The sequence below is a fragment of the Lichenihabitans psoromatis genome (assembly GCF_004323635.1).
Classification (GTDB): domain Bacteria; phylum Pseudomonadota; class Alphaproteobacteria; order Rhizobiales; family Beijerinckiaceae; genus Lichenihabitans; species Lichenihabitans psoromatis.
Window position 1 is genome coordinate 1,327,616 of the sequence record NZ_CP036515.1, and the last position, 25,923, is coordinate 1,353,538.

19 protein-coding genes are annotated in these 25,923 nt (G+C 63.6%); 16 read left to right on the forward strand and 3 right to left on the reverse strand.

Annotated features, from left to right (window positions below; translation table 11 throughout):
* The first annotated feature begins 311 nt into the window (after window positions 1-311).
* The 9 genes from EY713_RS06185 (at window position 312) to EY713_RS06225 (ending at window position 15,136) form a co-directional block, all read left to right on the forward strand.
* A complete protein-coding gene (locus EY713_RS06185) occupies window positions 312-2,825 on the forward strand; it encodes a glycogen/starch/alpha-glucan phosphorylase (protein ID WP_131114036.1) in 2,514 nt (837 codons plus the stop codon).
* Window positions 2,826-2,842: 17 nt separating this feature from the next.
* Complete coding sequence (gene glgB / locus EY713_RS06190) at window positions 2,843-5,044, forward strand: 1,4-alpha-glucan branching protein GlgB (RefSeq protein ID WP_170314069.1); 2,202 nt, start codon at window positions 2,843-2,845, stop codon at window positions 5,042-5,044.
* A gap of 63 nt (window positions 5,045-5,107) precedes the next feature.
* Complete coding sequence (gene glgC, locus EY713_RS06195) at window positions 5,108-6,376, forward strand: glucose-1-phosphate adenylyltransferase (protein WP_131114037.1); 1,269 nt, start codon at window positions 5,108-5,110, stop codon at window positions 6,374-6,376.
* A 7-nt stretch (window positions 6,377-6,383) separates the two neighbouring features.
* Window positions 6,384-7,874 carry a glycogen synthase GlgA gene (gene glgA, locus EY713_RS06200; RefSeq protein ID WP_131114038.1) on the forward strand — a complete coding sequence of 497 codons (1,491 nt, stop codon included), beginning with the start codon at window positions 6,384-6,386 and terminating at the stop codon, window positions 7,872-7,874.
* Window positions 7,871-9,502 (forward strand): alpha-D-glucose phosphate-specific phosphoglucomutase, encoded by a 1,632-nt coding sequence (locus tag EY713_RS06205; protein WP_131114039.1) that lies wholly within the window; start codon window positions 7,871-7,873, stop codon window positions 9,500-9,502. Before glgA ends, EY713_RS06205 begins: the two co-directional genes overlap by 4 nt.
* The gene (glgX, locus tag EY713_RS06210) at window positions 9,499-13,713 is read left to right on the forward strand and encodes a glycogen debranching protein GlgX (RefSeq protein WP_131114040.1); all 4,215 of its coding nucleotides are present in this window, start codon (window positions 9,499-9,501) and stop codon (window positions 13,711-13,713) included. The genes EY713_RS06205 and glgX overlap by 4 nt, the downstream gene beginning before the upstream one ends.
* Window positions 13,714-13,834: 121 nt before the next feature.
* Window positions 13,835-14,425, forward strand: coding sequence for a CDP-diacylglycerol--glycerol-3-phosphate 3-phosphatidyltransferase (gene pgsA, locus EY713_RS06215; protein WP_170314102.1), 591 nt, complete (start codon window positions 13,835-13,837; stop codon window positions 14,423-14,425).
* 4 nt (window positions 14,426-14,429) lie between these two features.
* Complete coding sequence (gene moaD, locus EY713_RS06220) at window positions 14,430-14,681, forward strand: molybdopterin converting factor subunit 1 (RefSeq protein ID WP_131114041.1); 252 nt, start codon at window positions 14,430-14,432, stop codon at window positions 14,679-14,681.
* A 2-nt stretch (window positions 14,682-14,683) separates the two neighbouring features.
* Window positions 14,684-15,136 (forward strand): molybdenum cofactor biosynthesis protein MoaE, encoded by a 453-nt coding sequence (locus tag EY713_RS06225; RefSeq protein ID WP_131114042.1) that lies wholly within the window; start codon window positions 14,684-14,686, stop codon window positions 15,134-15,136.
* A gap of 75 nt (window positions 15,137-15,211) precedes the next feature.
* On the opposite strand, the gene EY713_RS06230 is transcribed toward EY713_RS06225, so the two are convergent.
* The gene (locus tag EY713_RS06230; protein ID WP_131114043.1) at window positions 15,212-15,493 is read right to left on the reverse strand and encodes a hypothetical protein; all 282 of its coding nucleotides are present in this window, start codon (window positions 15,491-15,493) and stop codon (window positions 15,212-15,214) included.
* Between the two features lie 198 nt (window positions 15,494-15,691).
* Between EY713_RS06230 and EY713_RS06235 the strand changes: the two genes are divergently transcribed.
* Window positions 15,692-16,093 carry a hypothetical protein gene (locus EY713_RS06235; protein ID WP_131114044.1) on the forward strand — a complete coding sequence of 134 codons (402 nt, stop codon included), beginning with the start codon at window positions 15,692-15,694 and terminating at the stop codon, window positions 16,091-16,093.
* 101 nt (window positions 16,094-16,194) lie between these two features.
* Window positions 16,195-17,067: an aldo/keto reductase gene (locus EY713_RS06240; protein ID WP_131114045.1), complete on the forward strand. Its 873-nt coding sequence runs from the start codon at window positions 16,195-16,197 to the stop codon at window positions 17,065-17,067.
* A gap of 23 nt (window positions 17,068-17,090) precedes the next feature.
* On the opposite strand, the gene EY713_RS06245 is transcribed toward EY713_RS06240, so the two are convergent.
* Together EY713_RS06245 and EY713_RS06250 are read right to left on the reverse strand one after the other, a co-directional pair.
* Complete coding sequence (locus EY713_RS06245) at window positions 17,091-17,594, reverse strand: hypothetical protein (RefSeq protein ID WP_131114046.1); 504 nt, start codon at window positions 17,592-17,594, stop codon at window positions 17,091-17,093.
* Between the two features lie 60 nt (window positions 17,595-17,654).
* Window positions 17,655-19,925: a P-loop NTPase family protein gene (locus EY713_RS06250; protein ID WP_131114047.1), complete on the reverse strand. Its 2,271-nt coding sequence runs from the start codon at window positions 19,923-19,925 to the stop codon at window positions 17,655-17,657.
* A gap of 198 nt (window positions 19,926-20,123) precedes the next feature.
* On the opposite strand from EY713_RS06250, the gene EY713_RS06255 reads away from it, so the two are divergent.
* Genes EY713_RS06255 through EY713_RS06275 form a run of 5 tightly spaced genes read left to right on the forward strand, consistent with a single transcriptional unit; the run spans window position 20,124 to window position 25,873 of the window.
* The gene (locus EY713_RS06255; RefSeq protein ID WP_131114048.1) at window positions 20,124-21,236 is read left to right on the forward strand and encodes an NAD-dependent epimerase/dehydratase family protein; all 1,113 of its coding nucleotides are present in this window, start codon (window positions 20,124-20,126) and stop codon (window positions 21,234-21,236) included.
* On the forward strand, window positions 21,236-22,327 hold the full coding sequence (locus EY713_RS06260) for an SDR family NAD(P)-dependent oxidoreductase (RefSeq protein WP_131119353.1): 1,092 nt from the start codon (window positions 21,236-21,238) through the stop codon (window positions 22,325-22,327). The genes EY713_RS06255 and EY713_RS06260 overlap by 1 nt, the downstream gene beginning before the upstream one ends.
* A complete protein-coding gene (locus tag EY713_RS06265) occupies window positions 22,324-23,619 on the forward strand; it encodes a TIGR04295 family B12-binding domain-containing radical SAM protein (protein WP_131114049.1) in 1,296 nt (431 codons plus the stop codon). Before EY713_RS06260 ends, EY713_RS06265 begins: the two co-directional genes overlap by 4 nt.
* On the forward strand, window positions 23,619-24,722 hold the full coding sequence (locus EY713_RS06270; RefSeq protein WP_131114050.1) for a glycosyltransferase family 4 protein: 1,104 nt from the start codon (window positions 23,619-23,621) through the stop codon (window positions 24,720-24,722). Before EY713_RS06265 ends, EY713_RS06270 begins: the two co-directional genes overlap by 1 nt.
* The gene (locus EY713_RS06275; protein WP_131119355.1) at window positions 24,719-25,873 is read left to right on the forward strand and encodes a CgeB family protein; all 1,155 of its coding nucleotides are present in this window, start codon (window positions 24,719-24,721) and stop codon (window positions 25,871-25,873) included. The genes EY713_RS06270 and EY713_RS06275 overlap by 4 nt, the downstream gene beginning before the upstream one ends.
* The last annotated feature ends 50 nt before the right edge of the window (window positions 25,874-25,923 follow it).

Genomic DNA, 25,923 nt, shown 5'->3' on the forward strand with positions numbered 1-25,923 from the left:
GCTCTCGCTGACGTTGACGATCCGGCCGGCTGTCATCATTCTTTCGTGCCGATGATGCTCCTGTTGCAACGAGGTCATTTATGGCAAAGCTCGAGTTGCGTCGTCGACGTCGCCGATCTCTGTGTTGGGGTCATGAAAACGCATGGAGTGTGGCGTCCGCAGTGGTGCGGCTTGCAGGGCCGGGTTCCCGAATTGTCTTAAGAAACTTCTGGTAGAGGGCTGTTTCGGCGAATGAGCCGGGCCGCCCGGCCAGCGTGTTCGCCTGTGGCGAATGTGATCCAAATCGCACTAGCATCGAGGATGGCGCGCGTATGACGACCGACCAACACACCGCCCCGGCTCTGCACAGCGCGTCTGCCACGGAATTACACGCACCGAGCTCGGGTGACGTGCAAGCGCTGCGCGACGCGATCGTGGCCAAACTCTATTATGCAGTCGGCAAGACCGTTTCGGGCGCCAGCGAGCGCGACTGGTTCGTGGCCTCTGCCCTGGCGGTGCGCGACCGTATGGTCGATGGGTGGCAGGAGTCCTACAACCGCACCAACACGGACCAGACCAAGCGCGTCTACTACATGTCGCTGGAGTTTCTGATCGGCCGGCTGCTGTTCGATGGCATGACCAATCTCGGTATGATCGAGACGATGCGCGAAGCCTTGGCGGGCCTCGATGTCGATCTCGACCGGTTGCGTGCGATCGAGCCAGACGCGGCGCTGGGCAATGGTGGCCTCGGCCGGCTAGCCGCCTGCTTCATGGAGAGCATGGCGACGCTGGCGATCCCGGCCTATGGCTACGGCATCCGCTACGATCATGGCTTGTTCCGGCAGGTCGTGAAAGACGGCTGGCAGCAGGAATATCCCGAGAACTGGTTGTCGAACGGCAATCCGTGGGAGTTTGAACGGCCTGAAATCGCTTATGATATCGGCTTTGGCGGGACGGTGGAGACCCTTCATTCGCCGGACGGTACGCCGCGCCATATCTGGCATCCGGGCGAGACGATCGAAGCCGTCGCCTATGACACGCCGGTGGTGGGCTGGCGGGGCAAGCACGTCAACACACTGCGGCTCTGGTCGGCACGCGCCATCGACGCGCTGCGGCTCGATGCCTTCAACGCGGGCGACTATTTCGGCGCTCTCGCCGACCGTGTGCGAGCCGAGTCGATCTCCAAGGTGCTCTATCCGAGCGATGCCACCCCGGCCGGACAGGAATTGCGCCTCAGGCAGGAATTCTTCTTCGTCTCGGCCTCTCTGCAGGACCTGCTCCGGCGACACCTGAAGCAATATGGCACGCTAGAGTCGCTTGCCGACAAGGCCGCGATCCAGTTGAACGATACGCATCCGGCGATCGCGGTGGTCGAGTTGATGCGGATCCTCGTCGATGATCACGCGATGCCGTGGAGCCAAGCCTGGACCATCACACAGGCGACGCTGAGCTATACGAACCACACGCTGCTGCCGGAGGCGCTCGAAACCTGGCCGGTTCCGCTGATGGACCGCCTTCTACCGCGCCACATGCAGCTCATCTATCTCATCAACGCCGTCCATCTCGACGGTTTGCGGACCCAGGGCACGAGCGATTCGGACACGTTGTCGTCCGTCTCGTTGATCGACGAGCATCACGGCCGCCGCATCAAAATGGGAACGCTGGCGTTCCTCGGCGCCCACAAGGTCAATGGCGTGTCGGCGCTCCACACCGATCTGATGCGCAAGACGGTGTTCAAAAATCTCAACGGCCTCTACCCGGACCGGATCACCAATAAAACGAACGGAATCACGTTTCGGCGTTGGCTCTACGAGGCCAATCCTGCCCTGACCAAGCTGCTGGTCGAGGTGGCGGGCGAGAAGGTGCTCGATGATCCGCGCTATCTCGAAAAAATCGAGCCGCTCGCGACCGACGCCGGCTTTCAGGACCGGCTTCGGGCCATCAAACGCGACAATAAGATTGCGCTGGCGACCGTCATGGCGGCGCGCGTCAATGTCGCGGTCGACCCGGATGCCATGTTCGACATCCAGATCAAGCGGATCCACGAGTATAAGCGGCAGCACCTGAACCTGCTCGAGACCATCGCGCTCTACAACGCCATCCGGGCCGAGCCGTGGCGGGATTGGGTGCCGCGCGTTAAGATCTTCGCCGGCAAGGCGGCCGCGAGCTATCACACGGCCAAGCTCATCATCAAACTGGCCAACGACGTGGCGCGCGTCATCAACAGCGACCCGGCCGTGCGCGGCCTGCTCAAGGTCGTGTTCCTGCCGAACTACAATGTGAGCTTGGCCGAATCCATCATTCCGGCGGCTGATCTCTCCGAACAGATTTCGACCGCCGGGATGGAAGCCTCTGGCACCGGCAATATGAAGCTCGCGCTGAATGGAGCCTTGACGATCGGCACGCTCGACGGCGCCAACGTCGAAATCCTCGAACATGTCGGGGCCGAGAATATCTTCATCTTCGGCATGACGGCGGCCGAGGTCGAGCAGCGGCGCGCCAGCGGCCTGTCGGCGCGCGATGTCATTGCGGCATCGCCAAAATTAGGTGAGGTGCTCGACGCCGTCGAGTCGGGTGTTTTCTCGCCCGATGACCCCTCGCGCTATCGAGGGCTCGTCGATATTCTGCGGGATCACGATCACTTCTTCGTTACGGCGGATTTCGACGCTTATTACGAATCGCAGCGTCAGGTGGATGCGCGTTGGCTCGACCGGTCGGCCTGGTGGCAGTCGAGCATCCTGAATACCGCCCGCCTCGGATGGTTCTCGTCGGACCGCACGATTGCCGAATATGCGAGCGAGATCTGGAACGTACCGGTTCGAACCGCATTGAACACGACACGGTAAGTAGATTGGGGAACCCTATGGTGGACGGCTGGCGCGCAGATGACGGTGATGTCGCGGCCTTCGTCGCGGCACGCCATGGGGATCCATTCGGCGTTCTCGGTCTTCATGCGACGCCAGATGGCCCGGTGATCCGCGCCTTCGTGCCAGGGGCGGATCGGCTAACCGCCCTCGACCAGGCAGGCAAGCCGATCGTCGAACTCACGCAACGGGATCCGGCCGGCTTCTTCGAGGGCTTGGTCAAGGCACCGAAAAGCGCCCCGTTCCGCTATACCCTGCAGGCTGAGAACGCCGGCGGATCCTGGACGTTCGAGGATCCGTATCGGTTCGGTCCGGTCCTCGGTCCGCTCGACGACCACTTATTCGCCGAGGGGACGCATCGCGAGGTCTATGAGCGGCTTGGCGCTCACGTGATGGAACACGAAGGCGTCACGGGCGTGAATTTCGCAGTCTGGGCTCCGAATGCCGAGCGGGTTTCGGCGGTCGGCAGCTTCAATGACTGGGACGGCCGACGCCACCAGATGCGAAAACGCATCGGCAGCGGATTGTGGGAAATCTTTGCCCCGGGCGTGGAGCCGGGTGCTGTGTACAAATATGAGGTCGTCGGGCGAGGCGGCGTCCTTCTGCCACTCAAGGCAGACCCGGTCGGCTTCATGAGTGAACTCCGCCCGAAGAATGGCTCGGTCGTCGCGCCGGCCAAGCCATTTCCCTGGACCGACGACGCCTATCTCGAACATCGTCAGACCATCGATCGACGTCGGGCTCCGATGACCATTTACGAGGTCCATCTCGGGTCGTGGAAGCGCGGCGACGACAACCGGTTTTTGACCTACGACGAACTCGCCGACGACCTGATCCCCTATGCGCGGGAGATGGGCTTCACCCATCTCGAATTTATGCCGGTGTCCGAATATCCCTACGATCCGTCCTGGGGGTACCAGCCGATCGGCCTATTCGCGCCCACCCGTCGCTTTGGTGATCCGGACGGGTTCGCCCGCCTTGTCGATCGCGCTCACGCCGCAGGGATCGGTATCATTCTCGACTGGGTTCCGGCGCATTTCCCGGTCGACATGCATGGTCTCGCGCTGTTCGACGGAACGGCGCTCTACGAACATGCCGATCCTCGGCAGGGGTTCCACCCCGACTGGAATACCGCGATCTATAATTTTGGTCGTCGCGAGGTCGTCAGCATGCTGGCCGCCAATGCGGTCTTCTGGCTCGAGCGATTCCACGTGGATGCCCTCCGGGTCGACGCGGTGGCGTCCATGCTCTACCTCGATTATTCCCGGAAAGAGGGCGAGTGGGTGCCCAATTGGGACGGCAGCAACGACAACCGGGAGGCTGTCGCGTTCCTCAAGGGCGTCAACGAGCTCGTCTACGAACTTCACCCGGGCGCGATGACGATCGCGGAGGAATCCACCGCCTGGCCTGGCGTCTCTGCCCCGACCTATGCGGGTGGACTCGGCTTCGGGTTCAAGTGGAACATGGGGTGGATGCACGACACGCTCGAATATATTTCGACGGATCCGGTGCATCGGCAGTGGCACCACGATCAGCTGACCTTCGGGCTGCTCTACGGCTTTTCGGAGAATTTCATTCTGCCGCTCAGCCATGACGAAGTGGTGCACGGCAAAAAGTCGATTCTGTCGAAAATGCCCGGCGACGAATGGCAACGCTTCGCGAATGCGCGAGCCTATTACGGCTTCATGTGGGCGCATCCGGGCAAGAAGCTCCTGTTCATGGGCCAGGAATTCGGCCAGACGCAGGAGTGGAAGGAATCGCAGAGCCTCGATTGGCATCTGCTGCAATATCCCTTCCACGCCGGCCTGAAGGCGCTCGTACGAGACCTGAACCGCGTCTATGGCGACACGCCGTCACTCTATGCGCGTGACTGCGAGCCCGAAGGCTTTCGTTGGATCGTGGCGGACGACCGGCAGCAATCGGTTCTGGCTTGGCTGCGGACCGGCAATCCGGGCGACGCGCCGGTCGCGGCTGTGTCGAATTTCACTCCGGTGCCACGCAGCGCCTATCGCATTGGTCTTCCGATGGCCGGCCATTGGCGCGAGATCATGAACACCGACGCATCGGTCTATGGTGGATCAGGGACGGGCAATCTGGGCGGCGTCGTCGCGACCGAGGTCCCGGCCCATGGTCTTCCGGCCTCGGCGGAGATTTACCTTCCGCCTCTCGCAACCGTCTACTTTGAATTTTCACAAGCGTGACGCACAATCAGACACGGTTTGGAGCCGATCAATCCGTAAAAAAACCGCGTGGGAGATGATTTCATGAACTCGAAGGCGCCCATCCAAGGACCTCTCTCGCGCCACGCCATGGCTTATGTCCTGGCTGGAGGGCGTGGGAGCCGGTTGATGGAATTGACCGACTTCCGCGCCAAGCCAGCCGTCTATTTCGGCGGCAAATCCCGCATTATCGACTTTGCGCTGTCGAACGCGCTCAATTCCGGCATCCGGCGCATCGCGGTCGCCACGCAATATAAAGCCCATAGCCTCATTCGCCATCTCCAGCGTGGCTGGAACTTCTTTCGGCCAGAGCGGAACGAGAGCTTCGATATTCTGCCGGCAAGCCAGCGCGTGTCTGAGGATATGTGGTATCTTGGTACCGCTGACGCGGTGTATCAGAACATCGACATCATCGAAAGCTACGATCCGAAATTCATCGTGCTGCTGGCGGGTGATCACATCTACAAGATGGATTACGAGAAGATGCTGCAGCAGCACGTCGACTCCGGCGCCGACGTGACGGTGGGTTGCCTCGAGGTGCCCCGCATGGAAGCCGTCGGCTTCGGCGTGATGCATATCGATGAGAACGACCGGATCCTGTCATTCCTCGAAAAGCCGAAGGATCCGCCGGCCATGCCCGGCAATCCCGATGTGGCGCTCGCCAGCATGGGCATCTATGTTTTCGACACCAAGCTGCTGTTCGACGAATTGCGTCGCGATGCCGCCGACCCGTCCTCGGCGCACGATTTCGGCAAGGATATCGTGCCGTATCTCGTCAAGCATGGCAAAGCCATCGCGCATCATTTCACCGAAAGTTGCGTGCGGTCGAGCAACGAAGCCGTGGCCTACTGGCGCGATGTGGGGACGGTCGATGCGTATTGGGAAGCCAATATCGATCTCACCGATGTCGTCCCAGACCTCGACCTGTTCGATAAGGATTGGCCGATCTGGACCTATGGCGAGATCACGCCGCCGGCCAAATTCGTCCACGACCTCGACGGGCGCCGCGGCCATGCGATCACGTCGCTGGTGTCGGGCGGGTGTGTGGTCTCCGGTGCTTTCCTGCGGCGATCCTTGCTGTTCACCGGCGTTCGCCTGAACTCCTACGCGAATGTCGAAAACGCGGTCATCATGCCCTACGTGCAGGTGGGTCGGTCGGCCCGGCTGAAGAATGTTGTGATCGACCGCGGCGTGCATATCCCAGAGGGTCTGGTGATCGGCGAAGATCCGGGACTCGACGCCTCGCGATTCCGTCGCACCGACAAGGGCATCTGTCTCGTCACCAAGTCCATGATCGACAACCTGAGCCGGTGAGGGCGATTTGCCGAATCTTCAGGTTCTCTCGGTTTCATCCGAGCTCTTTCCGCTGATCAAGACGGGCGGCTTGGCCGATGTGACCGGCGCTCTGCCGGCCGCACTCGCCAAGGAGAATGTCGCGATCCGGTCCTTATTGCCGGCCTATCCGGCGGTGTTGCGGGGGCTGAAGGATGCGACCGCCGTGCATGCCTACAAGACGTTGTTCGGTGGCCCCGCGCGCATCTTGGCCGGCACGTCTGGTGGGATCGAGATTTTCGCTCTCGACGCCCCCCATCTTTTCAATCGCGAGGGGAATCCGTATGTGGCGTCGAACGGGTCGGATTGGCCCGACAACGTCCTTCGGTTCGCAGCCCTCGGCCGCGTCGGGGCCGATATCGCGCTCGGTGCCATCGGCGGCTACCGACCCGATGTCGTCCATGCCCATGACTGGCAGGCCGGGCTGACGGCCGCTTATCTCCGTTACAGCGGGCAGCGCGCGCCCGGCACGGTCTTCACCATCCACAATATGGCGTTCCCGGGTCTCTTCCCGTCCTCGTCCATGCCGGAGATCGGCCTTCCGTGGGAGGCCTTCACGGTGAATGGCCTCGAATATTACGACAAAGTCAGTTTCTTGAAATCCGGCATCGTTTTTTCGGACAGGATCACGACCGTGTCGCCGACCTACGCGACCGAAATCTTGACCCGAGACAACGGCATGGGTTTCGACGTTCTGTTGCGAAGCCGGTCGCAGGCTCTGTCCGGCATTCTCAACGGCATCGACGACGTGGTTTGGAATCCCGAAACCGACAAGATGCTGGCCAAGCCCTATTCGGCCAAATCGCTGAAGGGTCGCGCCGAGAATAAACGCGCGTTGCAAAAGACCTATGGTTTGCCGGTCAAACCCGAGACCTTGTTGTTTGGTGTCGTCAGCCGGCTCTCGAGCCAGAAGGGGTTGGATCTTCTGCTCGAGGCAATCCCGACCCTCATCGATCTAGATGCCCAATTGGTGCTTCTCGGCTCTGGCGATCGGTGGATGGAGGAGGCGTTCAATGCCGCCGCCGCCCGTTATCCGGACCGGATCGCCTGCCGCATCGGATATGACGAGCCGATCGCGCATCTGATCCAGGCCGGCAGCGACGCACTTCTGGTGCCCTCACGGTTCGAGCCTTGCGGCCTGACGCAGCTCTGTGCCTTGCGGTATGGCGCGGTGCCAGTCGTGGCGCGTGTCGGCGGCCTCGCCGATACGATCGTCGACGCTAACGAAATGGCGGTGGCCAGCGGGGCCGCAACAGGTTTGCAGTTCAGCCCGGTCACGGCCGATGCGCTGCGGGCCGCGCTGCATCGGACCGCGGCCCTTTATCGCGACACCCCCGGGTGGACCAGGATGGTTCTCGCCGGCATGGCGACCGACGTGTCCTGGCGCAGGCCCGCCCGGCGAACCGCCGACCTCTACCGAGCCATTGCGGCCGACACCGAAAAAAACGAAGACGACACGCCATCTGGAGCGGCAGCATGATCCGGACGATCCCAACAACACCGTTCACCGACCAGAAGCCCGGAACCTCTGGGCTTCGCAAAAAAGTCCCGGTGTTTCAGCAGCCGCACTACATCGAGAATTTTGTCCAATCCGTCTTCGACAGTCTCAGCGGCTATACCGGCAAGTCGCTCGTGGTCGGTGGCGACGGCCGTTACTACAACCGCGAAGCTATCCAGACCGTCATCAAAATGGCGGCCGCCAATGGCTTTGGTCAGGTCATCGTCGGGCAGGGCGGTATCCTCTCGACGCCGGCGGCCTCGAACCTCATTCGACAGACCTCGGCGTTTGGCGGGCTGATCCTGTCGGCCAGCCATAATCCTGGTGGCCCGGATGGCGATTTCGGCATTAAATACAATGCCAGCAACGGCGGCCCCGCCCCCGAGAAGATCACCGACGAGGTCTTCGCCCGCACCAAAACGATCACCGAATATCGTATTGCCGACGTGCCGGACATCGATCTCGATCAGATCGGCACCTACGAGATCGCCGGGATGCGGGTCGATATCGTCGATCCGGTGAGCGACTACCTGGCCCTGATGGAAACGCTGTTCGATTTCGACGCGATCCGCGCCATGTTCGTCGGCGGGTTTAAAATGACGTTCGACGCGATGTCGGCCGTAACCGGGCCCTATGCGACCAAGATTTTGGAAGACGTGCTCGGTTCCGGAGCCGGGACGGTCATCAACGGCATACCGCTGCCGGATTTTGGCGGGCATCACCCCGACCCCAATCTGGTCCATGCCAAGCAAATCTACGATCTCGCAATGGCCCCGACGGGTGCGCCTGACCTTTGCGCCGCCTCCGATGGCGATGGGGATCGCAATCTCATTATCGGGCGCGGGATTTTCGTGACGCCGTCCGACAGTCTCGCGGCCCTCGCGGCCAATGCGCATCTGGCGCCGGGTTATCAAGGCGGCTTGGCCGGGATTGCCCGCTCGATGCCGACCAGCGGCGCGGCGGATCGCGTCGCGCAGAAGAAGGGTCTCGCCTGTTACGAGACGCCGACCGGCTGGAAATTCTTCGGCAACCTGCTCGACGCGGGGATGGCGACCATCTGCGGCGAGGAGAGCGCCGGCACGGGGTCGAGCCATGTGCGCGAGAAGGACGGCCTCTGGGCCGTGCTGCTCTGGCTCAATATCCTGGCGGTTCGCAAGACCAGCGTTCAGGCCATCATGCAGGATCATTGGGCAACCTACGGGCGCAATTATTACGCCCGTCATGATTATGAGGAAGTGCCGGCCGAAGGCGCAAATGTGCTGGTCACTGAACTGCGCGCCAAGTTGCCGACCTTGAAGGGGCAGACGCTCGACGGCTTGACGATCGCCAACGCAGACGATTTCGCCTACCACGATCCGGTCGACGGGTCGGATTCGGCGCATCAGGGGATCCGCCTTCTATTCGCGGACGGCTCGCGGATCGTCTATCGCCTCTCGGGAACCGGAACGGCGGGAGCGACCTTGCGGGTCTATATCGAGACCTTCGAGCCCGGCCCAGAGCGTCTCGATCGCGAGACGGGCGATGCGCTGAAAACCCTGATCGGCCTCTCACGATCGATCGCCGGGATCGAACAGCATACGGGCCGGACCGAACCGTCGGTCATCACATGAGTCTTGGGGTTCGCCGGGTATCGGCGGGTTCTCCCGAGCCGCTCGGGGTGACACTGCAGGGCGATGGCTTGAACGTCGCCGTGTTTTCGGCGAATGCCGACGCGATCGACGTCTGTCTCTTCGATGAGACGGGCGATCAGGAACTCGAACGCATCCGCTTGTTCGAGCGGACCGGGAACGTCTTCCACGCGCATATTTCCGGGGTTGTCGAGGGCGCCCGTTACGGATTGCGGGCGCATGGGCCGTATGATCCCGGCCGGGGGCATCGGTTCAATTCCGCCAAACTGCTGATCGACCCGCATGCGCTGGCGCTCGACCGGCCGTTCGTGCTCCATCCCTCCATGTATGGGTTCGTGGCCGGGAGCGATGCCCGTGACGAGACCGACAGCGCGTTCGCGATGCCGAAGGGCGTTGTTGTGGCGCCCACCGGCGTCGAGCCGTGGCGTGATGGCGCCGGATGGCCCCGCACGGTCATCAGCGAATTGCATGTGCGGGGCTACACCAAGCTGCATCCCGGCGTGCCAGAGGCATTACGAGGCACATTCGCGGGGCTGGCGTCTCCGGCAGGCGTCGATCATCTCGTCAAACTCGGCATCACCACGGTTGAATTGATGCCGGCTGCTGCCTGGATCGACGAGCGGCATCTGCCGCCGCTCGGATTGACTGATTACTGGGGCTATAATCCCGTCGCCTTCTCGGTTCCCGATCTGCGTCTCGCGCCCGGCGGCTGGGCCGAGGTCCGCGCCGCGACTGCTGCCTTGAATGCCGCCGGCATCGAGGTCGTCCTCGACGTCGTCTATAACCATACCGGCGAGAGCGACGAACTCGGCCCGACCTTGTCGCTCCGTGGTCTCGACAACGCGTCCTATTATCGGCTTCGCCCCGATAATCCTGCGCTCTACATCAACGATTCCGCCTGCGGCAACATCCTGGCGGCGGATCGCGCCCCGGTGGTGCGCCTCGTGCTCGACTCGCTCCGCAACTGGGCGCGGCTGGGCGGCATCAACGGCTTCCGTTTCGACCTCGCAACGACGCTCGGTCGCCGGGCCGAGGGGTTCGAGCAGCAAGGGTCGCTGCTGACCGCCATCGAGCAGGATCCGCTGCTTCGCAATCTCAAGCTCGTGGCCGAACCCTGGGACATGGGGCCGGGCGGTTATCGGGTGGGTGGATTCTCGGCCCCCTGGGCCGAATGGAACGATCGCTACCGGGATGCGGCTCGTCGCTTCTGGCGTGGCGACGCGGCCCCGGCCGAACTCGCGCCCCGCGTGACCGGCTCGGCCGATCTGTTCTGGGCCAAGCGGCGCCCCTCGCGCAGCATCAACTTCATCACGGCCCATGATGGTTTCACGCTTCGCGATCTCGTCTCGTATACGGGCAAGCGAAACGATCGAAACGGCGAGCAGAACCGCGACGGCGGCAACCAGAACTGGTCCTGGAACTGCAGCATCGAAGGCGAAACGGACGATCACGGCGTCAATGCCGGTCGCCTGCGGGATCAGCGCAACCTGCTCGCGACCCTGTTGTTGTCGCGCGGGACGCCCATGCTCGGCCCCAGCGTCGAACGCGGGCTGACGCAAGGGGGCAACAACAATGCCTACGCGCAGGACAATGAGACGGCCTGGACAGACTGGTCGCGTCCCGACGAGCTCTCCAGCTTCATCCGGCAACTGATCGCCATCCGCCTCGCCAATCCGGCCATCACGGCGGACCATTTTCTGACCGGTGACTTTGCCGAGGGTCAGCGCTACCCCGACATCGAATGGCGACGGCCCGACGGGCAGGCTCCCCAGGCTTGGGATTGGGAGCATCCCGCGACACGGACCTTGATCGAGGTTCTCAACGCCGAAGGCTCCGAGGACGAAACGCCGAACCGCGTCACCATCATCCATCACAGCGGCTTCGAGCCACTTCAGGTTATCTTGCCCGAGGTGCGAACCGGTCATAGTTGGCGGCTTGTCCTCGATACGGCCGAGCCCGACGCCGCCACAACGCGCCGACACGCGGGCGAGAGCGGCCTTGATGTCGCGGCGCGAAGCGTCGTGGCCCTGGTCGAAGAACCGGGGAGCGTCACCGGAACCACCTCGCGTCCTCTCGCGCCTGAGCTTGTCGACCGACTCGCGAGTGCGGCCGGGATCGCGCCCGACTGGTCCGAGATGAATGGTGTTCGTCATGTCGTCACCGGCCAGACCAAGCTGGCCTTGTTGACCAGCATGGGCCTTGCGGTCGGCTCCAGCGGCGAGGTGCGCGACAGCCTCGATCTTCTCTCGCAACGCCGCGAGCGGCGTCTTCTGCCGGCCAGCCTCGTGGCCTGGGAAGGCCAGCGACCGATCGTGCGGGTCGCGGCCAGCCGACGCCTCGGCGGGCGATTGCGTCTTGCCATCGCGCGGGAAGATGGATCGAGCGATTCGATTTGGCTCAACCTCGACGATGCCCAGCGGAGCGCGGCCGTAGGATCGGACGGGCGCCCCGCACCCGCCTATCACCTGCCCATCCCGAGCCAACCAATCGGGCGACATCGCCTCTGGGTCGATAGCGATCCGACGATCATCTGTGCGCTGACGGTTGCGCCTTCCCGGTGCTACCTGCCTCCGGAACTGCTCGGCGGCCATAAAGCCTTCGGGATCGCGGCGCATCTCTATACGCTGCGGAGCGCTGCGGATCAGGGCATTGGCGACTTTTCGACGCTCGCCCGTTTCGCCGATGCGGCGGGGCGGCACGGGGCCGAACTCGTCGGCCTCAATCCGCTTCATGCGCTCTTCGCCGAGCATCGCGATCGCGCTAGCCCGTATCACCCGTCCGATCGGCGCTACCTCGATCCGATCTACATCGATGTGACCTCGCCGGACGTGGTCTGCGGTTCGCCGCTGGTCAAAAAGGCGTTGGACGATCAGGCTGGTGCCATCGCGGCGCTGCGGGCGCTCAAGAATGTCGCCTATCCGGGCGTCTGGTCCTTGAAAAAGACGGTGCTTCGGGTCGCCTTCGACGTGTTCGATGCGCGTCGCAAACAATCGCGCGACGACGCCGACATTCGGGATTTCGAGAGCTTCGCCCGAGATGGGGGAACGTCGCTCGCCCATTTCGCCGCCTTCATGGCGATTGAGGCAGAGCGTCAAGGTCAGCCATGGTGGGAGTGGCCGGAAGGGTTGCGACGACCGGAAGCGGCTGGGATCGCGGAATTTGCGGGCACCAACACCGGCGACTTCTTCTTTCAGATCTATCTGCAATGGCTGGCGGATCGGCAGTTCGGTGCGGCCGCAGCTGCGGGCCGTGCTGCGGGCTTGAACTTCGGCTTCTATCGCGATCTCGCGGTCGGCACGGCGAATGACGGGGCCGAATCCTGGGCCAACCAGGGCGTCTATGCGACCGGCGTCTCGGTCGGAGCGCCGCCGGATGCTTTTTCGGCCAATGGTCAGACCTGGGCACTCCCGCCGCCCAACCCGGCGGTGCCAGGCCGGGCTTGGCTCGACACGTTCGCGACCCTCCTGGCCGCCAATATGCGGCATGCGGGAGCGCTGCGGATCGACCACGCCATGGGTCTGTCACGGCTGTTCTGGATCCCCGACAATGCTCCGGGATCGGCCGGAGCTTATGTGCACTATCCGATGGAAGAAATGATCGGCGAGTTGTCGCTCGAGAGCCACCGGGCCAAATGTCTCGTGATCGGCGAGGATCTCGGGACTGTTGCACCAGGCTTCCGCGACCGAATGGCGGCAGCCGATATCCTGAGCTATCGCGTCGTGTTTTTCGAGCGCGAGAAGGAGGGGCTCGGTTTCGATCCGGCCAGCGCCTATCCCGAAAAGGCGGTCGCCTGCGTCTCGACTCATGATCTGCCGACGCTCTCGGGCTGGTGGCATGGGCTCGAGATCGAGGAACGTCGCGCCATCGGCTCGTTCACGCCGGAGGAGGCCGACAAGGCCGAGGCGGACCGCGCGATCGAACGCGTGAAGCTGGCCGAGGTCCTCGGCGCACCGGGTCTCGCCGACAATCCCGATGCTGGTTCCGAACTCGTCGGCGCCATTCACCGCTTCGTCGGCTCGACCCCCTCGATGCTGGTGATGGCGCAAGCCGATGATCTCGTGGGCGAACGCGTCGCCGTTAACCTTCCGGGCACCGATAACGAGCGCCCGAATTGGCGACGGCGCCTCGATGTCGATGTGAGCGACTTGTTCGAGCTTCCGCTGGCGAAGGCCAGTCTGCCGCTCCGCCGGTAAGGCAGAATGCGCGGGCAATTGTCCGCGCGCGGCCCGGCGATGAGGCGCGCCGGGTCCTCGGATCATGATTTTGGCATTGTCCGAGCTTGACGCCACCACCCTCGCCATGTTCCCTCGGATCATGGCTCTTTCAACGGTCGAGATGCGCGGACGGAACTGGAACCTGCCGAACATTCTGACCTACGGCCGCCTCGTCGCGGTTCCCGTGGTGGTCGGCGGCTTCATGTCATCCGACGCGCTTTGGATGCGCTGGGCCGTTCTCGGTGTGTTTGTCGTCGCGGCCGTCACGGATTTTTTCGACGGTTATCTGGCGCGTGCCTGGTCCCAACAATCCTCCCTGGGCCGCATGCTCGATCCAATCGCCGATAAGCTCCTGGTCGCCGCGACCCTTATGGTTCTGGTCGGCAATCATTCGATCGAGGGCTGGTCGCTCTGGGCCGCCATCGTGATCCTCAGCCGTGAGATTCTCGTTTCGGGATTACGGGAGTTTCTCAGTGAGCTCCAGGTGTCGGTCCCGGTCAGTCGGGTCGCAAAATACAAGACGACCCTGCAACTGGTGGCGATCGGGTTTCTGATCGCCGGGCCGGCCGGCGAAGTGGTGCTGCCGGGGACCATCATGATCGGGCTCGGCCTCTTGTGGATCGCGGCGCTCCTGACGATCTACACGGGGTGGGATTACATGAAGGCCGGCCTTCGCTACATCATGGAGTAAGGGCGTGAGAGCCATCTATTTCGCCTGGGTCCGCGAGCGCATCGGCAAAGCAGAAGAAGAGCTCGATCTTCCGGCCGATGTCCTCACTGTGGCCGATCTCATGGCGTGGCTCAGCCGCAAAGACGAAGGCTATGCCCATGCGTTCGACACTTCGTCGACGATCCGCGCGGCTCTCGATCATGTCCATGCCAAGCCCAACGCGCCGCTTGCGGGGGTGCGCGAGATTGCATTCTTCCCGCCGATGACGGGCGGCTGATCATGGCGTCGATCGCGGTTCAGCGCGAGGCGTTCGATGCTGCCGCAGCGACGGCTGCGCTGACGGATGGGCGCACGGATGTCGGCGCCGTCGTGACCTTCACGGGTCTTTGCCGCGACGAGGCCGGAACGCTCGATGCGCTCGAGATCGAACATTATCCCGGCATGGCCGAAGCCGAGATCGCACGCGTGGCCGCAGATGCCGAGGCGCGTTGGCCGCTTCTCGGCGTTCAAATCATCCATCGCTACGGGACCATTCTTCCGGGTGAGCAGATCGTTCTGGTCGTGACGGCCTCGGCGCATCGCGACGCGGCCTTTGCTGCGGCAGATTTCTTGATGGATTACATGAAGACGCGCGCGCCATTCTGGAAGCGAGAGCACCGACGCGATGGCCCGACCGGAGATTGGGTCGAGGCAAAAGACAAGGATGCTGCCGCGGCGGCGCGCTGGCTTTGACGATCACCTCAATCAAAAACCCCGGCACGATGGCCGGGGTTTCGCTTCACGTCAGCTGACTCGCGCTATCGACGGTCAGTCCTGATCGTCAAAATCGGGCGGCGGCGGGCAATGCCAATGGCGGTGATGGCGCCAATCGTCGTGGTCCCAGTGATCGCCATGATCCCAGTCGCGATGATAGCCGTCGTCCCACCGGTGGCGCCAATGATCGCCATCGTCGACGCGTCGCTCATAGCGGGGGCCGCCATCGCCATAGCCATTGAAGCCGTAGCCATAATCCTGCGCCATGGCGGGGATCGACGCCGTCAGCATCGCGGCCGCCAAGGCGGTCAAGCCAAGTGCCTTCATGTGTCGCATCGGTGCTCCTTTTTGTGGCTGTTTGCGCGCCTTACTGCACTCAACACTCGCGCTTACGCTTGGGTTCCAAACCCCTTGGTGGCGCGTGTTCCGTCGGTAACACTGTCTTAAGGATTGCCGACCGAGGGGCCTAACAGCCTTGATCTGGCCCCTTTTGGGTTGTGGAGGTACGGCCGTCAAACCGTCGATTAGGAGAGTATGATGGTGAAGTTCAACCGCGCCGGTGGCACAGCCGCCGTCGCAGCCGTGGCGCTCGCGGCTCTTGTGGGCAGCGATCTCGCGGCCTCGGCTCAAAGCGTCTATCGTCCGCTCACGGTGGGTGGCACACGTCAGCCGCGCCAAGCCTATGTTCCGGTCGCGCCGCAAGCGCCCGTCTATAACCCCTATGCCGGACCCGCGGTGTTGATCACCGCTCCGGTCGCGTTTGCCGGTCGGATCGTCAGCCTGCCGTTCGAGGCCATCAATGCCATCTTCCCGGCTCAGGGCAATTCGCCCCTGACGTTGGTGGGTGGACCCGTGATGGCCGCAGGGCGCTTCGTGCAGCTGCCGTTCCGCGTCGCTCAGGCTCCCTTCGGCGGCCCGAACCCCTTCGCGTACTGACCAGCAGAGAACCCATCGGTCGGTTGAAAACGGCCGATGGGCTACTCAGGTAAGGGACGCGGGCGCTCCCGTCGCGCGCCCCTCACCAGAGAAACCCGCCCATGTCGCAGACCCCCTCCGCCACTGCCTCTGGCCAGTTCACCATCGGGGGTGACATCACGGTCAACCGCCTGGGCTTCGGCGCCATGCGGATTACCGGCAAAGGCATTTGGGGCGACCCGGATGATGGCGACATGGCACGTGCCACCCTGCGCCGCGTCCCGGAACTCGGGATCGACTTCATCGATACGGCCGACAGCTATGGGCCGGATGTCAGCGAAGATCTCATTCGCGAGGTGCTGCATCCTTACAAGGACATGCTGATCGCCACCAAAGGTGGCCTCACCCGACATGGGCCGAACGTATGGGCGCCGCTTGGCCGCCCCGAATATCTCCGGCAATGCGTGTTGATGAGCTTGCGGCGGCTCGGCGTCGAGCAGATCGGCCTGTGGCAGTTACATCGCATCGATCCCAAAGTCCCCCGCGACGAGCAATTCGGGGCCATCGCGGCCATGCAGGCGGAAGGGCTGATCCGGCACGTCGGGCTCAGCGAGGTTGGGGTTGCGGACATCAAGGCCGCGCAGAAACACCTCAAGGTCGCGACGGTGCAGAACGAATATAATCTCGTGACCCGCAAAAGTGAGGCGGTGCTGGATTTCTGCACGTCCGAGGGCATTGGCTTCATTCCTTGGTATCCACTCGCGGCGGGGAAGTTGGCGCGGCCCGGGTCTGTCTTGACCGAGATCGCGACGCGCCTCGGGGCGACACCGAGCCAAGTGGCCCTGGCTTGGGTGCTCAAGCGATCACCGGTGATGCTGCCCATCCCCGGCACGGGCAGCCCCGCACATCTCGAGGAGAATGTCGCAGCGGCGTCGATCAGCTTGTCGGAGGCCGATGTGCAAGCCCTCGACCAGCAGGGCAAAACGGCCGGCTGAGGCGTCGACGTGGCCAGCGACGGTCATGACACGCGCTCGACCGTGAGATGACCGACCACCATGGGTCTCAAGCGCTTGCGGGGAGCCAGTATCCTCTTGCGATTGGCATCCCAAACCGCCCAGGTCCAGAAGCCTGTCGCGCATGTTCTCGGCGTCGATGGATCGAGTGCCAGCAAGGCGTGCCGGGGCAAATCACGGTAATCGGCTTCCCAGAATGGTGTCATGTCTGGCGCGAGGCGGAAGCCGTGATAGCGCAAAGCCAAGCCGATCTCGTGAACATCCGGTATGGCCGTCGCGTCCATGCCGAACAGTGATCGTCGGGCCTCACGGTCGCTGATGCCGGCCAGGATCGCCACGCATGCGACGCCGCTCTCGCGGCGGTATCTCGGCACCGTACTGGTCAAGGCCCATGGCGCGGGTAGGTTGAGCGAGGGGTCGAGCAAGGCGTTGGGCTCCTGTTTGGTTGAAGATCGGGCAAGCGTCGGCTTTGCCCGGCCGGTGAGCGGCAGAGCGGCGAGGGCGGACATCAGGCAAGCCGGGGGCGTTCCCCGGTGAGGGGCGGCTTGCGTCGGACGGGGTTGAGGGCGTTACAGCGTCGAGGAGACGTCGAGCTTGCCGCCGCAATCGCGGATGGCTTGGTAGACGAGGCGGCGCATGTCCTTGATGAAGTCGGCTGAGGTCTCCGTCACCACGGTCGAGGCGATCGGCGCGCCGCGTTCGTAGATGGCGGAGATGCGCTGGGCTCGGTCGAATGTGGAGCCCTTACCGGAAACCTCGAAGGCGTTGCGCCAGTCGCGGAGCGGTTCCTGGATCAGCCGCCGCGCCGCGAGTTCGGTTACGTCGCGAGCGACTTGCCGCCTGATCTGCGACAGCACCGCCTCAGCCTCGTCCTCGTCCGGGTGCCGTGGCTCCCAGGCGGCGGGATGATCGAGATAGCGCGACACCTCTTCGGTCAGCCGGCCGAGGAGATCGGCGGCCGGACGCAGCGTGTCATATTCGTTGCCGATCTCTCCCGCGATCCGCCGGTTGAGCGCTCTGATGCGGGCCCAATGTTCTTTGGGGACGCTCTCGTGCGATCCGAGCCCGAGCCTGGCGGCCCAGGGCCGACGGAACGCACGGGCCGCGCCTTGCACCGCGAGGATCAAGCCGTCGGGATGATAGACCGGATGCACCGCGATCGCGGGTTCCGGCTCGATGGCGGTCTCGAAGAACGCGAGCATGCGGCCGAGTTCGCTTTTGACACCCTGAGGTAGCTTGTCGCTCGGCTGGTCGAGTGCACCGAGCATGAAACACTGTCGGTCGATGCTGCGCTCGATGGAGCGAACGATCGGGGCGCCGAGCACGTCGCGCAGGGCCGTCAGCCCGTTGGCGACCGACGCCATGACATGCGCCCGCTTGCTCGCGAAGGTCGGCAAGTTGACGCCTTTGACGTGATCGAAATGCGTGAACGCGATGCCGAGCTTTTGCTGATGCCCGCTGGCGGCCGCGGATCGCACCACCGCCAAAGCGGAGGCCTGCATCGGCTGCTGGGCATTGTCGACCAGGAGGATGGCGTCGACATCGGCGAAGCGGCGGGTGATCTGCGTCGTGATGCTGGCCGAGACGTCGGGCGTATGGCCGAGGCCCTGCCCGTCGAGCAGCACCAGCCGGGGCCGGCTCTGCGTGAAGGTTGGGAACAAAGGCCCCCGCACCCGGATGCCCTCGACCATCGGGGTCAATAATCGCCCGAATTGCGGCGCATAATTACTGGAAAACCAGCGGATCTGACGGATGAAGGCGTCTCGGTCCGCCTCGTCCAGCACCCATGTGGCCGGCCATCCCGACTGATGATGGTGCAGCGTCCCGGCTCGGATGCCGTCGAAGCGGCGGCGGATCTCGTCCATGATGTCGTGAATCAGCGCGTCGAAGTCGTCGTCGTCCTGAAGTCGTTCCTCGAAGACGCCTTGGGCCTCGTCCCGCTCCGACCCTGCGAGGCGCAGCACGTCCGTGTCGCGTTCCAACGACAGGGCTTCAGCTACGCGTCCACTCAAGGCGCGGATGCGATCGACGAAGGATTGCAGCATCCGGGTGTTGGCGTCGCGTTCGTCATCGCCGATCGCGCGCTCGTCCTCGATCGGCGGCGCGGCGACACTCGGCTCGAAGTCCCAGTCATTCTCGTCGACCACATGCGACTCGGCGGCCCAGGAGCCGAGCGTGTAGGTCAGGCGGAAACGCTGGTCGCGATGGTTGAGCAAGCGTTCGGCGATCCGTTCGGCGTCGGCGCGCTCCCAGACGGCCGAACAGGCGTCCGCCACGCATTCCTCGAGATTGGCCCGCACCCAGAATTCCGAGAAAAACGTCACGACCGCCGAGAAGCCGCCGTCCGCCAGCACGACCTCGATATCCGATACCGTCGTCTTCGCCGTCGAGGTGGATGGAAACCGGTCCCGCTCGGGGTCTGAGCCGATCAGATGCCGCAGCAGGCTCGTCTTCCCGGCTCCGGTCGTGCCAACCAGCATGACGCGGGAATAGCCATCATCGGCGGTCGGCAGCGGAATGCGGTCCTCACGGATCGCCCAGGGATCGGGCCAGCCCGCCTGGATTTCGTCGTAGAACGCCGCCACAACCGGCGCCGAGAACAGGCGCGCGGCCTCGGATTGTTTGGTGGCATTCCACCAAGCCGGGTCGGCCAGGATCGCGTTCATTTCGGATGCCAGCCGCTCCGCTTCGGCATCATCCGTCGTTCCGAGGCCACGCCGCATCTTGAGGCCGGGCTTGCCATTGGTATCGTTGCGGAGAGGATGGCGGAAGCTGATGCTCCAGCCGGGACGCCCTTGCGCCTTCGTCTTCGATGCCGTGTAGCGACGCTCTGCCATCATGTTGTTCCGCGTTGTTCCAACGTGGGAGTAACCGATAGCTAACCCTACGTCAATAGCTGCGGAACAACGCGGTACAACGAGCCGTCGTCGTGGTATGGTTCTTTGGTCCGGCTTCCGACATTCGCTTGATCAACAATGATCCGTCGACGCAACCTGCTCTTTGGACGTGCGTTAGGCTTGACCAACAAAGGAAGTTGAATGTCAGAGACGATCCTCATCACCGGTGGCGCGGGTTTCATCGGGCGTTTTGTGGCCAAGCAACTCCTGGCACGCGGGGATCATGTCCGTATTCTCGATAATCTGATCGAGCAGGTCCATGGCGACGCGTCCGCGACATCGATCGACCCGGCGGTGGAGTTCGTCGCGGGCGATGTGCGTGATTCCGGCAAGCTCGCCCGCGTTTTGCAGGGCGTCGACAAAGTCGTGCATCTGGCAGCTGAAGTCGGTGTCGGCCAGAGCATGTATGCGATCGATCGTTATGTCTCGGTCAACGATCTTGGCACCGCGACCTTGTTTCAAGCTTTGCTCGACAATCCGGTCAAACGGGTCGTGGTCGCCTCATCGATGAGCGTCTATGGCGAAGGACTTTATCGGGACAGCGACGGCAAGCTGCACGAAGATGTCATGCGCCAACCTCGGGTCGACACGCAGGCGAGTTGGGATCCGCTCGGTCCCGACGGCAAGCCGATGGAGCCGGTTCCGACGCCCGAATGGAAGCGTCCCGCACTGGCCTCGGTTTATGCGATCACGAAATTCGTGCAGGAGCGGCTCACCCTGACGCTCGCGCCAGCCTATGGCATGGAAGGCGTCGCGCTTCGGCTTTGGAATGCCTACGGGCCGGGCCAAGCTCTCTCCAATCCGTATACCGGGGTTCTGGCGATCTTCGCGTCGCGCCTCCACAACGGCAAGGCGCCCGTCATCTTCGAGGATGGCCAACAGCGCCGCGATTTCATCCATGTCGAAGATGTGGCACGCGCCTTCCTGCTGGCGCTCGACCATCCCAAGGCGGCGGGTGGCGTCTTCAATATCGGCAGCGGCGAGGATCGGTCCGTCAACGATGTCGCGACTCTCCTGGCCGAAGCGATGGGACGGCCGGATCTGAAACCGGAGCTGGCCGGCAAAACGCGAGCCGGTGATATCCGGCACTGCATCCCGGATATCGACAAGGCGATCGAGGACCTCGGCTTCGAGCCGCTGTGTGACTTCCGCGAAGGCTTGGCCGAGCTCGCCGAATGGGTCGCCGGACAGACCGCGCAGGATCGGGTCCATGAGGCGCGTCAGGAACTCGAAGCACGGGGATTGGTGGCGTGATCGCGTCGGCGGACCCGAATTCGGATCGGCCGCAACGGGTCTTGGTCACGGGCGGCGCGGGCTTCATCGGTAGCAATCTCGCCCATCGCCTGCTGCGCGAGGGGCATCATGTCGTGGTGTTCGACTCGCTCGCCCGCGCCGGCACCGAGAGGAACCTCGAGTGGTTGATGGGGCAATACGGCGACCGGATCACCCCGATCCAGGCCGATATCCGCAATGATGCGCTGCTGAGCGAGGCCGCCGCCTCCGCCGATGTCGTGTTTCATCTCGCAGCCCAGGTCGCGGTCACGACCAGTCTGGTCGATCCGCTCGACGATTTTGGCATCAACATTCAGGCGACCGTGTTGCTTCTCGAAGCGCTGCGCCGCCGGCCCGTGCCGCCGCCGATGATCTTCGCCTCGACCAACAAGGTTTATGGTGACCTCGGCGATGTGACGCTCGATCTGACCAACGACGCTTATGTGCCATCCGATGGCGACATTCGGGATTTTGGGATCGGCGAGGCGAGACCGCTCGACTTTCACACGCCTTACGGCTGCTCGAAGGGGGCCGCCGATCAATATGTGCTCGACTACGCCCGTTCGTTCGGCATCCCGACGGCCGTAATGCGGATGAGCTGCATTTATGGGCCGCGCCAGATGGGGACCGAGGATCAGGGCTGGGTCGCGCATTTTGCCATTCGGGCACTTGAGGACCGGCCGATCTCGATCTTCGGCGACGGATGTCAGGTGCGCGATATCCTCGACGTCTCCGATGCCGTCGCGGCCTATATCGGAGCGTGGCGCAACATCGACCGGATCAAGGGGCGAGCCTTTAACCTTGGCGGAGGGCCATCCAACGCCGTCAGCCTGCGACAACTCCTGCGTCATCTCGAGGGGCTTGTCGGGCGGCCGATCCGGATCGACACTTCGGATTGGCGCGCCGGCGACCAGAAATATTACGTGTCGGACCGGCGGGCCATTTCGGAGGCGCTCGATTTGCGTCGACCAATCGACTGGCAGACGGGTGTCGCGGGTCTGGTGGGTTGGTTGGCTGATCAGCGCGGGTTTCGCATGCCGGCTGGCACGATGCGGGAGACGCAGGAACCATGAGGGTCGCACTCGTCAATCCATGTTGGGATTTCGGCCAGAGCATTTATTTCGGTTGCCGATCGCCGCATCTGCCCCTCGAACTCGGCTATGCGAAGGCTTTGCTCGAGGCGAACGGGCACGCTGTTCTGATGCTCGACGGTCACCTCTGCGAAACGCCGAACCTCGACCTCGCCGAAGCCGTCGCGGCTTTCGCGCCTGACATGACGGTCGTGACCACGGCTCCGACCTATTTGTTCTGGCGATGCGCCCAGCCCGAATTGCGCGTGCCGCGTGCGCTTCTGGCCGCCATCGGCTCCCGCGGTGGCAGGACCGTTGCGGTTGGGCCGCATGGCTCTGTGACGCCGGAGACGACGTTGCGAAAACTCGGCGTCGATGTTGTGGTGCGCGGCGAATGCGAGGAGATCGTGCTGCGTCTTGCCGAGGCAACCGATCTGCAGACCGTCCCATCGATCGCCTTCGCGCACGGCGCGGAGATCCGTGTCACCGGCGGCCCGCATGCGTCCGAATTCACCAATCTTCCGGCGTTGCGCTGGCCCGATGATTGGGTGGCGCGGCATCGTCACCATCATCACCGGTTCGACCGCACCCCGGATCGCCCCGGTGCTGAGATCGAGGCATCGCGCGGTTGCCCTTATCATTGCTCGTTTTGCGCCAAGATCGATTTCCGCGACAAGTATCGCAAACGCGACTTGCAGCCACTGCTGGCCGAGATCGACGGATTGATCGAGCAGGGCGTTGCCTATGTGTATTTCATCGACGAGATTTTTCTGCCCAACAAGCCCCTGCTTGACGCGCTGGTAGTTCGTCCGATCGAGTTCGGCATCCAGACCCGGATCGACCTGTGGAAGCCCGAGATGCTCGATCTGCTCGGCGCGGCAGGTTGCGTATCGATCGAGGCGGGGGTCGAGAGCCTGACGGTCGAGGGCCGGGCGACGCTCGATAAACAGTGCCGCATGACGACCGACGATCTCGCTGATCGTCTGATCCATGCCCGCCGGTCGGTGCCCTTCGTGCAGGCCAATCTCATCGAGACCGCGATGGACGATCCCGCCTTGGTAACGGCGTGGCGCGAGCAGTTGCGCCAGCACGGCGTCTGGGCCAACGATCCCGTGCCGCTCTATCCCTACCCGAGCTCCCCGGATTATCGGAAGCTGTGGGGGATGCCGGATGCGCGAGCCTGGGAACGGGCGCATGAACATTATCTGGCGCAATTCGAGGCGTTCAGCGACATCCAGGAGGAACGACCCGTGCCGCTACCGGATCTCGAAATCTTCTGCTGCTCGGCCTGCTGATGCCGACCGACCGAAGTTCCATCGTGATGACGACCGATGCGGTTGGCGGCATCTGGTCCTATTCGCTCGATCTCGGGCGTGATCTCGTCCGGCACGACATGAGGGTCGTTCTGGCGGTGCTCGGGCCGGAGCTCGACGCGGATAAGCGGGCCTCGGCGGCCGATGCCGGAATCGACGTGATCGAAACGGGGCTGGCACCCGAATGGCTCGCGACACAGGCGAGCGAGGTCGAACAGGCCGGTGCGGCGCTGGCGGATCTCGCGGTCCGCGAAGGAGCCGATCTGGTCCACCTCAATCATCCGGCGCTTGCGGCGTCAACGCCATTCGAGGTACCGGTCCTTGCGGTTTGTCATTCTTGCGTCGCGACCTGGTGGGCAGCTGTCCGCGGCACGCCGTTGCCGGATGATTTCATGTGGCGCACCGACCTCGTTCGGCGTGGATACCGATCCGCATCGACCTTGGTTGCGCCGACGCGCGCTTTTGCCGAGATGACGCAACGGGTCTACGGTTTGGCAGCGCTTCCCGAGGTCGTCTACAACGGACGCGTCGCGCCAGAGGCGCTGGTCGCGACGCCTCCGCTCGATGCTGTGTTCACGGCCGGTCGCTTGTGGGACGATGGCAAGAACCTCGGCTTGCTCGACCGCGCCGCGGGCCTGCATCATGTGCCGTTTCGAGCGGCCGGGCCGACCGATGGACCGAACGGCGCACACGCGTCATTCGAGCGGATCGAGATGCTCGGACCCTTGCCGGAAGCCGCCATGCGCGCCGAATTTGCCGCGCGCCCTTTGTATGCGTCGCCGGCTTTATATGAGCCCTTCGGCCTTGCGGTGCTGGAAGCGGCGCAATCGGGTTGCGCCCTGGTGCTGAGCGACATCGAGAGTTTCACCGAGCTTTGGCACGATGCCGCTCTCTTCGTGCCGACCGATGATCCCGAAGCCCTGGCGGCCGCCATCGGCCGGCTCTTGTCGGATCCGGCGCTCCGGGCCGACTATGCCGAGGCGGCGCGCAACCGATCGCGGGTGTTTGGTCTGGAGCCCTTCTCCCGGGAGATGATGCGTCTCTACCGGTGCTTGATCGACGCGCCGAGGGCCATGGCGTCGTGAGGATCGCCTATTTCACGCATTCGCTCGCCGCGTGCTGGAACCATGGCAACGCGCATTTCCTCCGCGGTGTATTGAGCGAGCTGATCCGGCGGGGTCACGATGTTGTGGCCTACGAGCCCGTCGACGCCTGGAGCCTCGATAACCTCTTGCGGGATGCCGGTGAGGCCGGGCTCGACGCCTATCGTAGCGCTTATCCGACCCTCACCTCCACCAGCTATGGGACAGAGGCCGATCTTGAGGCCCTGTGCGATGGCGCCGACGTCGTGTTGGTGCACGAATGGAACGATCCGGCCGTTGTCGCCGCAATCGGGAGGCTGCGCCGAGCAGGCGCACCCTTCACGCTGCTGTTTCACGACACGCATCATCGCGCCGTCAGCGATCCTGAGGCGATCCGCGCCTTCGATCTCGACGCCTATGACGGGGTCCTGGCGTTCGGCGAAACACTGGCGGCCGTTTATCGACACTGGGGTTGGGGCGACCGTGTCGTCGTTTGGCACGAGGCCGCCGACACGGCGGTGTTCCGACCTCCGGCCCAGGAGGGCGAGCGTCGTGGCCTCGTCTGGATCGGCAATTGGGGCGACGGCGAACGCAGCGCTGAACTCGAGACGTATCTGTTCGGTCCAGCGCAGGCGCTCGATCTTGGCCTCGATATCTTCGGTGTGCGCTATTCCGCCGAGGCACTCGCGACGCTACGGCGCTACGGAGCGGCCTATCGCGGTTGGCTCCCGAATGCCGCCGCGCCCGGCGTCTTCGCTCAGCATCTAGCGACCGTCCATGTGCCGCGACGGTTCTATACCGACAGACTGCCGGGTATCCCGACCATCCGCGTGTTCGAAGCCCTCGCTTGCGGCATTCCACTCGTTTCGGCGCCATGGTCGGACAGCGAGGGGCTTTTCGATGTCGGGCAAGATTTCCTCATGGCCCGCGACGGTGCCGAGATGGCGAGACATCTCGAAGCCGTTTGCGATGATGCGGCGCTGCGTCGGTCGCTCGTCGAGCATGGGCTTGCGACAATCAAAACGCGGCACTCCTGCGCCCACCGCGTCGATGAATTGCTGGCGGTCGTGGCCCGCTGGCGGACCGGTGCCGAGGCGCTTTCGGGCCCTCTCGATCGATCGCCCGGGCCATCGTCGGCGCAACCGAACCCATGATGCCAACGCAACCGGCGGGCGGGGTCGCCTCCCAAAAGCCGAGAAGGTCG

What these genes read in the sequence shown, in the direction of transcription:
- EY713_RS06240 (WP_131114045.1), top strand. Translation starts at nt 16,195, where the DNA reads ATGTCGCAGACCCCCTCCGCCACTGCCTCTGGCCAGTTCACCATCGGG.
- EY713_RS06235 (WP_131114044.1), top strand. Translation starts at nt 15,692, where the DNA reads ATGATGGTGAAGTTCAACCGCGCCGGTGGCACAGCCGCCGTCGCAGCC.
- EY713_RS06255 (WP_131114048.1), top strand. Translation starts at nt 20,124, where the DNA reads ATGTCAGAGACGATCCTCATCACCGGTGGCGCGGGTTTCATCGGGCGT.
- EY713_RS06245 (WP_131114046.1), bottom strand. Translation starts at nt 17,594, where the DNA reads ATGTCCGCCCTCGCCGCTCTGCCGCTCACCGGCCGGGCAAAGCCGACG.
- EY713_RS06185 (WP_131114036.1), top strand. Translation starts at nt 312, where the DNA reads ATGACGACCGACCAACACACCGCCCCGGCTCTGCACAGCGCGTCTGCC.
- glgX (WP_131114040.1), top strand. Translation starts at nt 9,499, where the DNA reads ATGAGTCTTGGGGTTCGCCGGGTATCGGCGGGTTCTCCCGAGCCGCTC.
- EY713_RS06265 (WP_131114049.1), top strand. Translation starts at nt 22,324, where the DNA reads ATGAGGGTCGCACTCGTCAATCCATGTTGGGATTTCGGCCAGAGCATT.
- EY713_RS06205 (WP_131114039.1), top strand. Translation starts at nt 7,871, where the DNA reads ATGATCCGGACGATCCCAACAACACCGTTCACCGACCAGAAGCCCGGA.
- pgsA (WP_170314102.1), top strand. Translation starts at nt 13,835, where the DNA reads ATGGCTCTTTCAACGGTCGAGATGCGCGGACGGAACTGGAACCTGCCG.
- EY713_RS06270 (WP_131114050.1), top strand. Translation starts at nt 23,619, where the DNA reads ATGCCGACCGACCGAAGTTCCATCGTGATGACGACCGATGCGGTTGGC.
- EY713_RS06225 (WP_131114042.1), top strand. Translation starts at nt 14,684, where the DNA reads ATGGCGTCGATCGCGGTTCAGCGCGAGGCGTTCGATGCTGCCGCAGCG.
- EY713_RS06230 (WP_131114043.1), bottom strand. Translation starts at nt 15,493, where the DNA reads ATGCGACACATGAAGGCACTTGGCTTGACCGCCTTGGCGGCCGCGATG.
- glgC (WP_131114037.1), top strand. Translation starts at nt 5,108, where the DNA reads ATGAACTCGAAGGCGCCCATCCAAGGACCTCTCTCGCGCCACGCCATG.
- EY713_RS06250 (WP_131114047.1), bottom strand. Translation starts at nt 19,925, where the DNA reads ATGATGGCAGAGCGTCGCTACACGGCATCGAAGACGAAGGCGCAAGGG.
- glgB (WP_170314069.1), top strand. Translation starts at nt 2,843, where the DNA reads ATGGTGGACGGCTGGCGCGCAGATGACGGTGATGTCGCGGCCTTCGTC.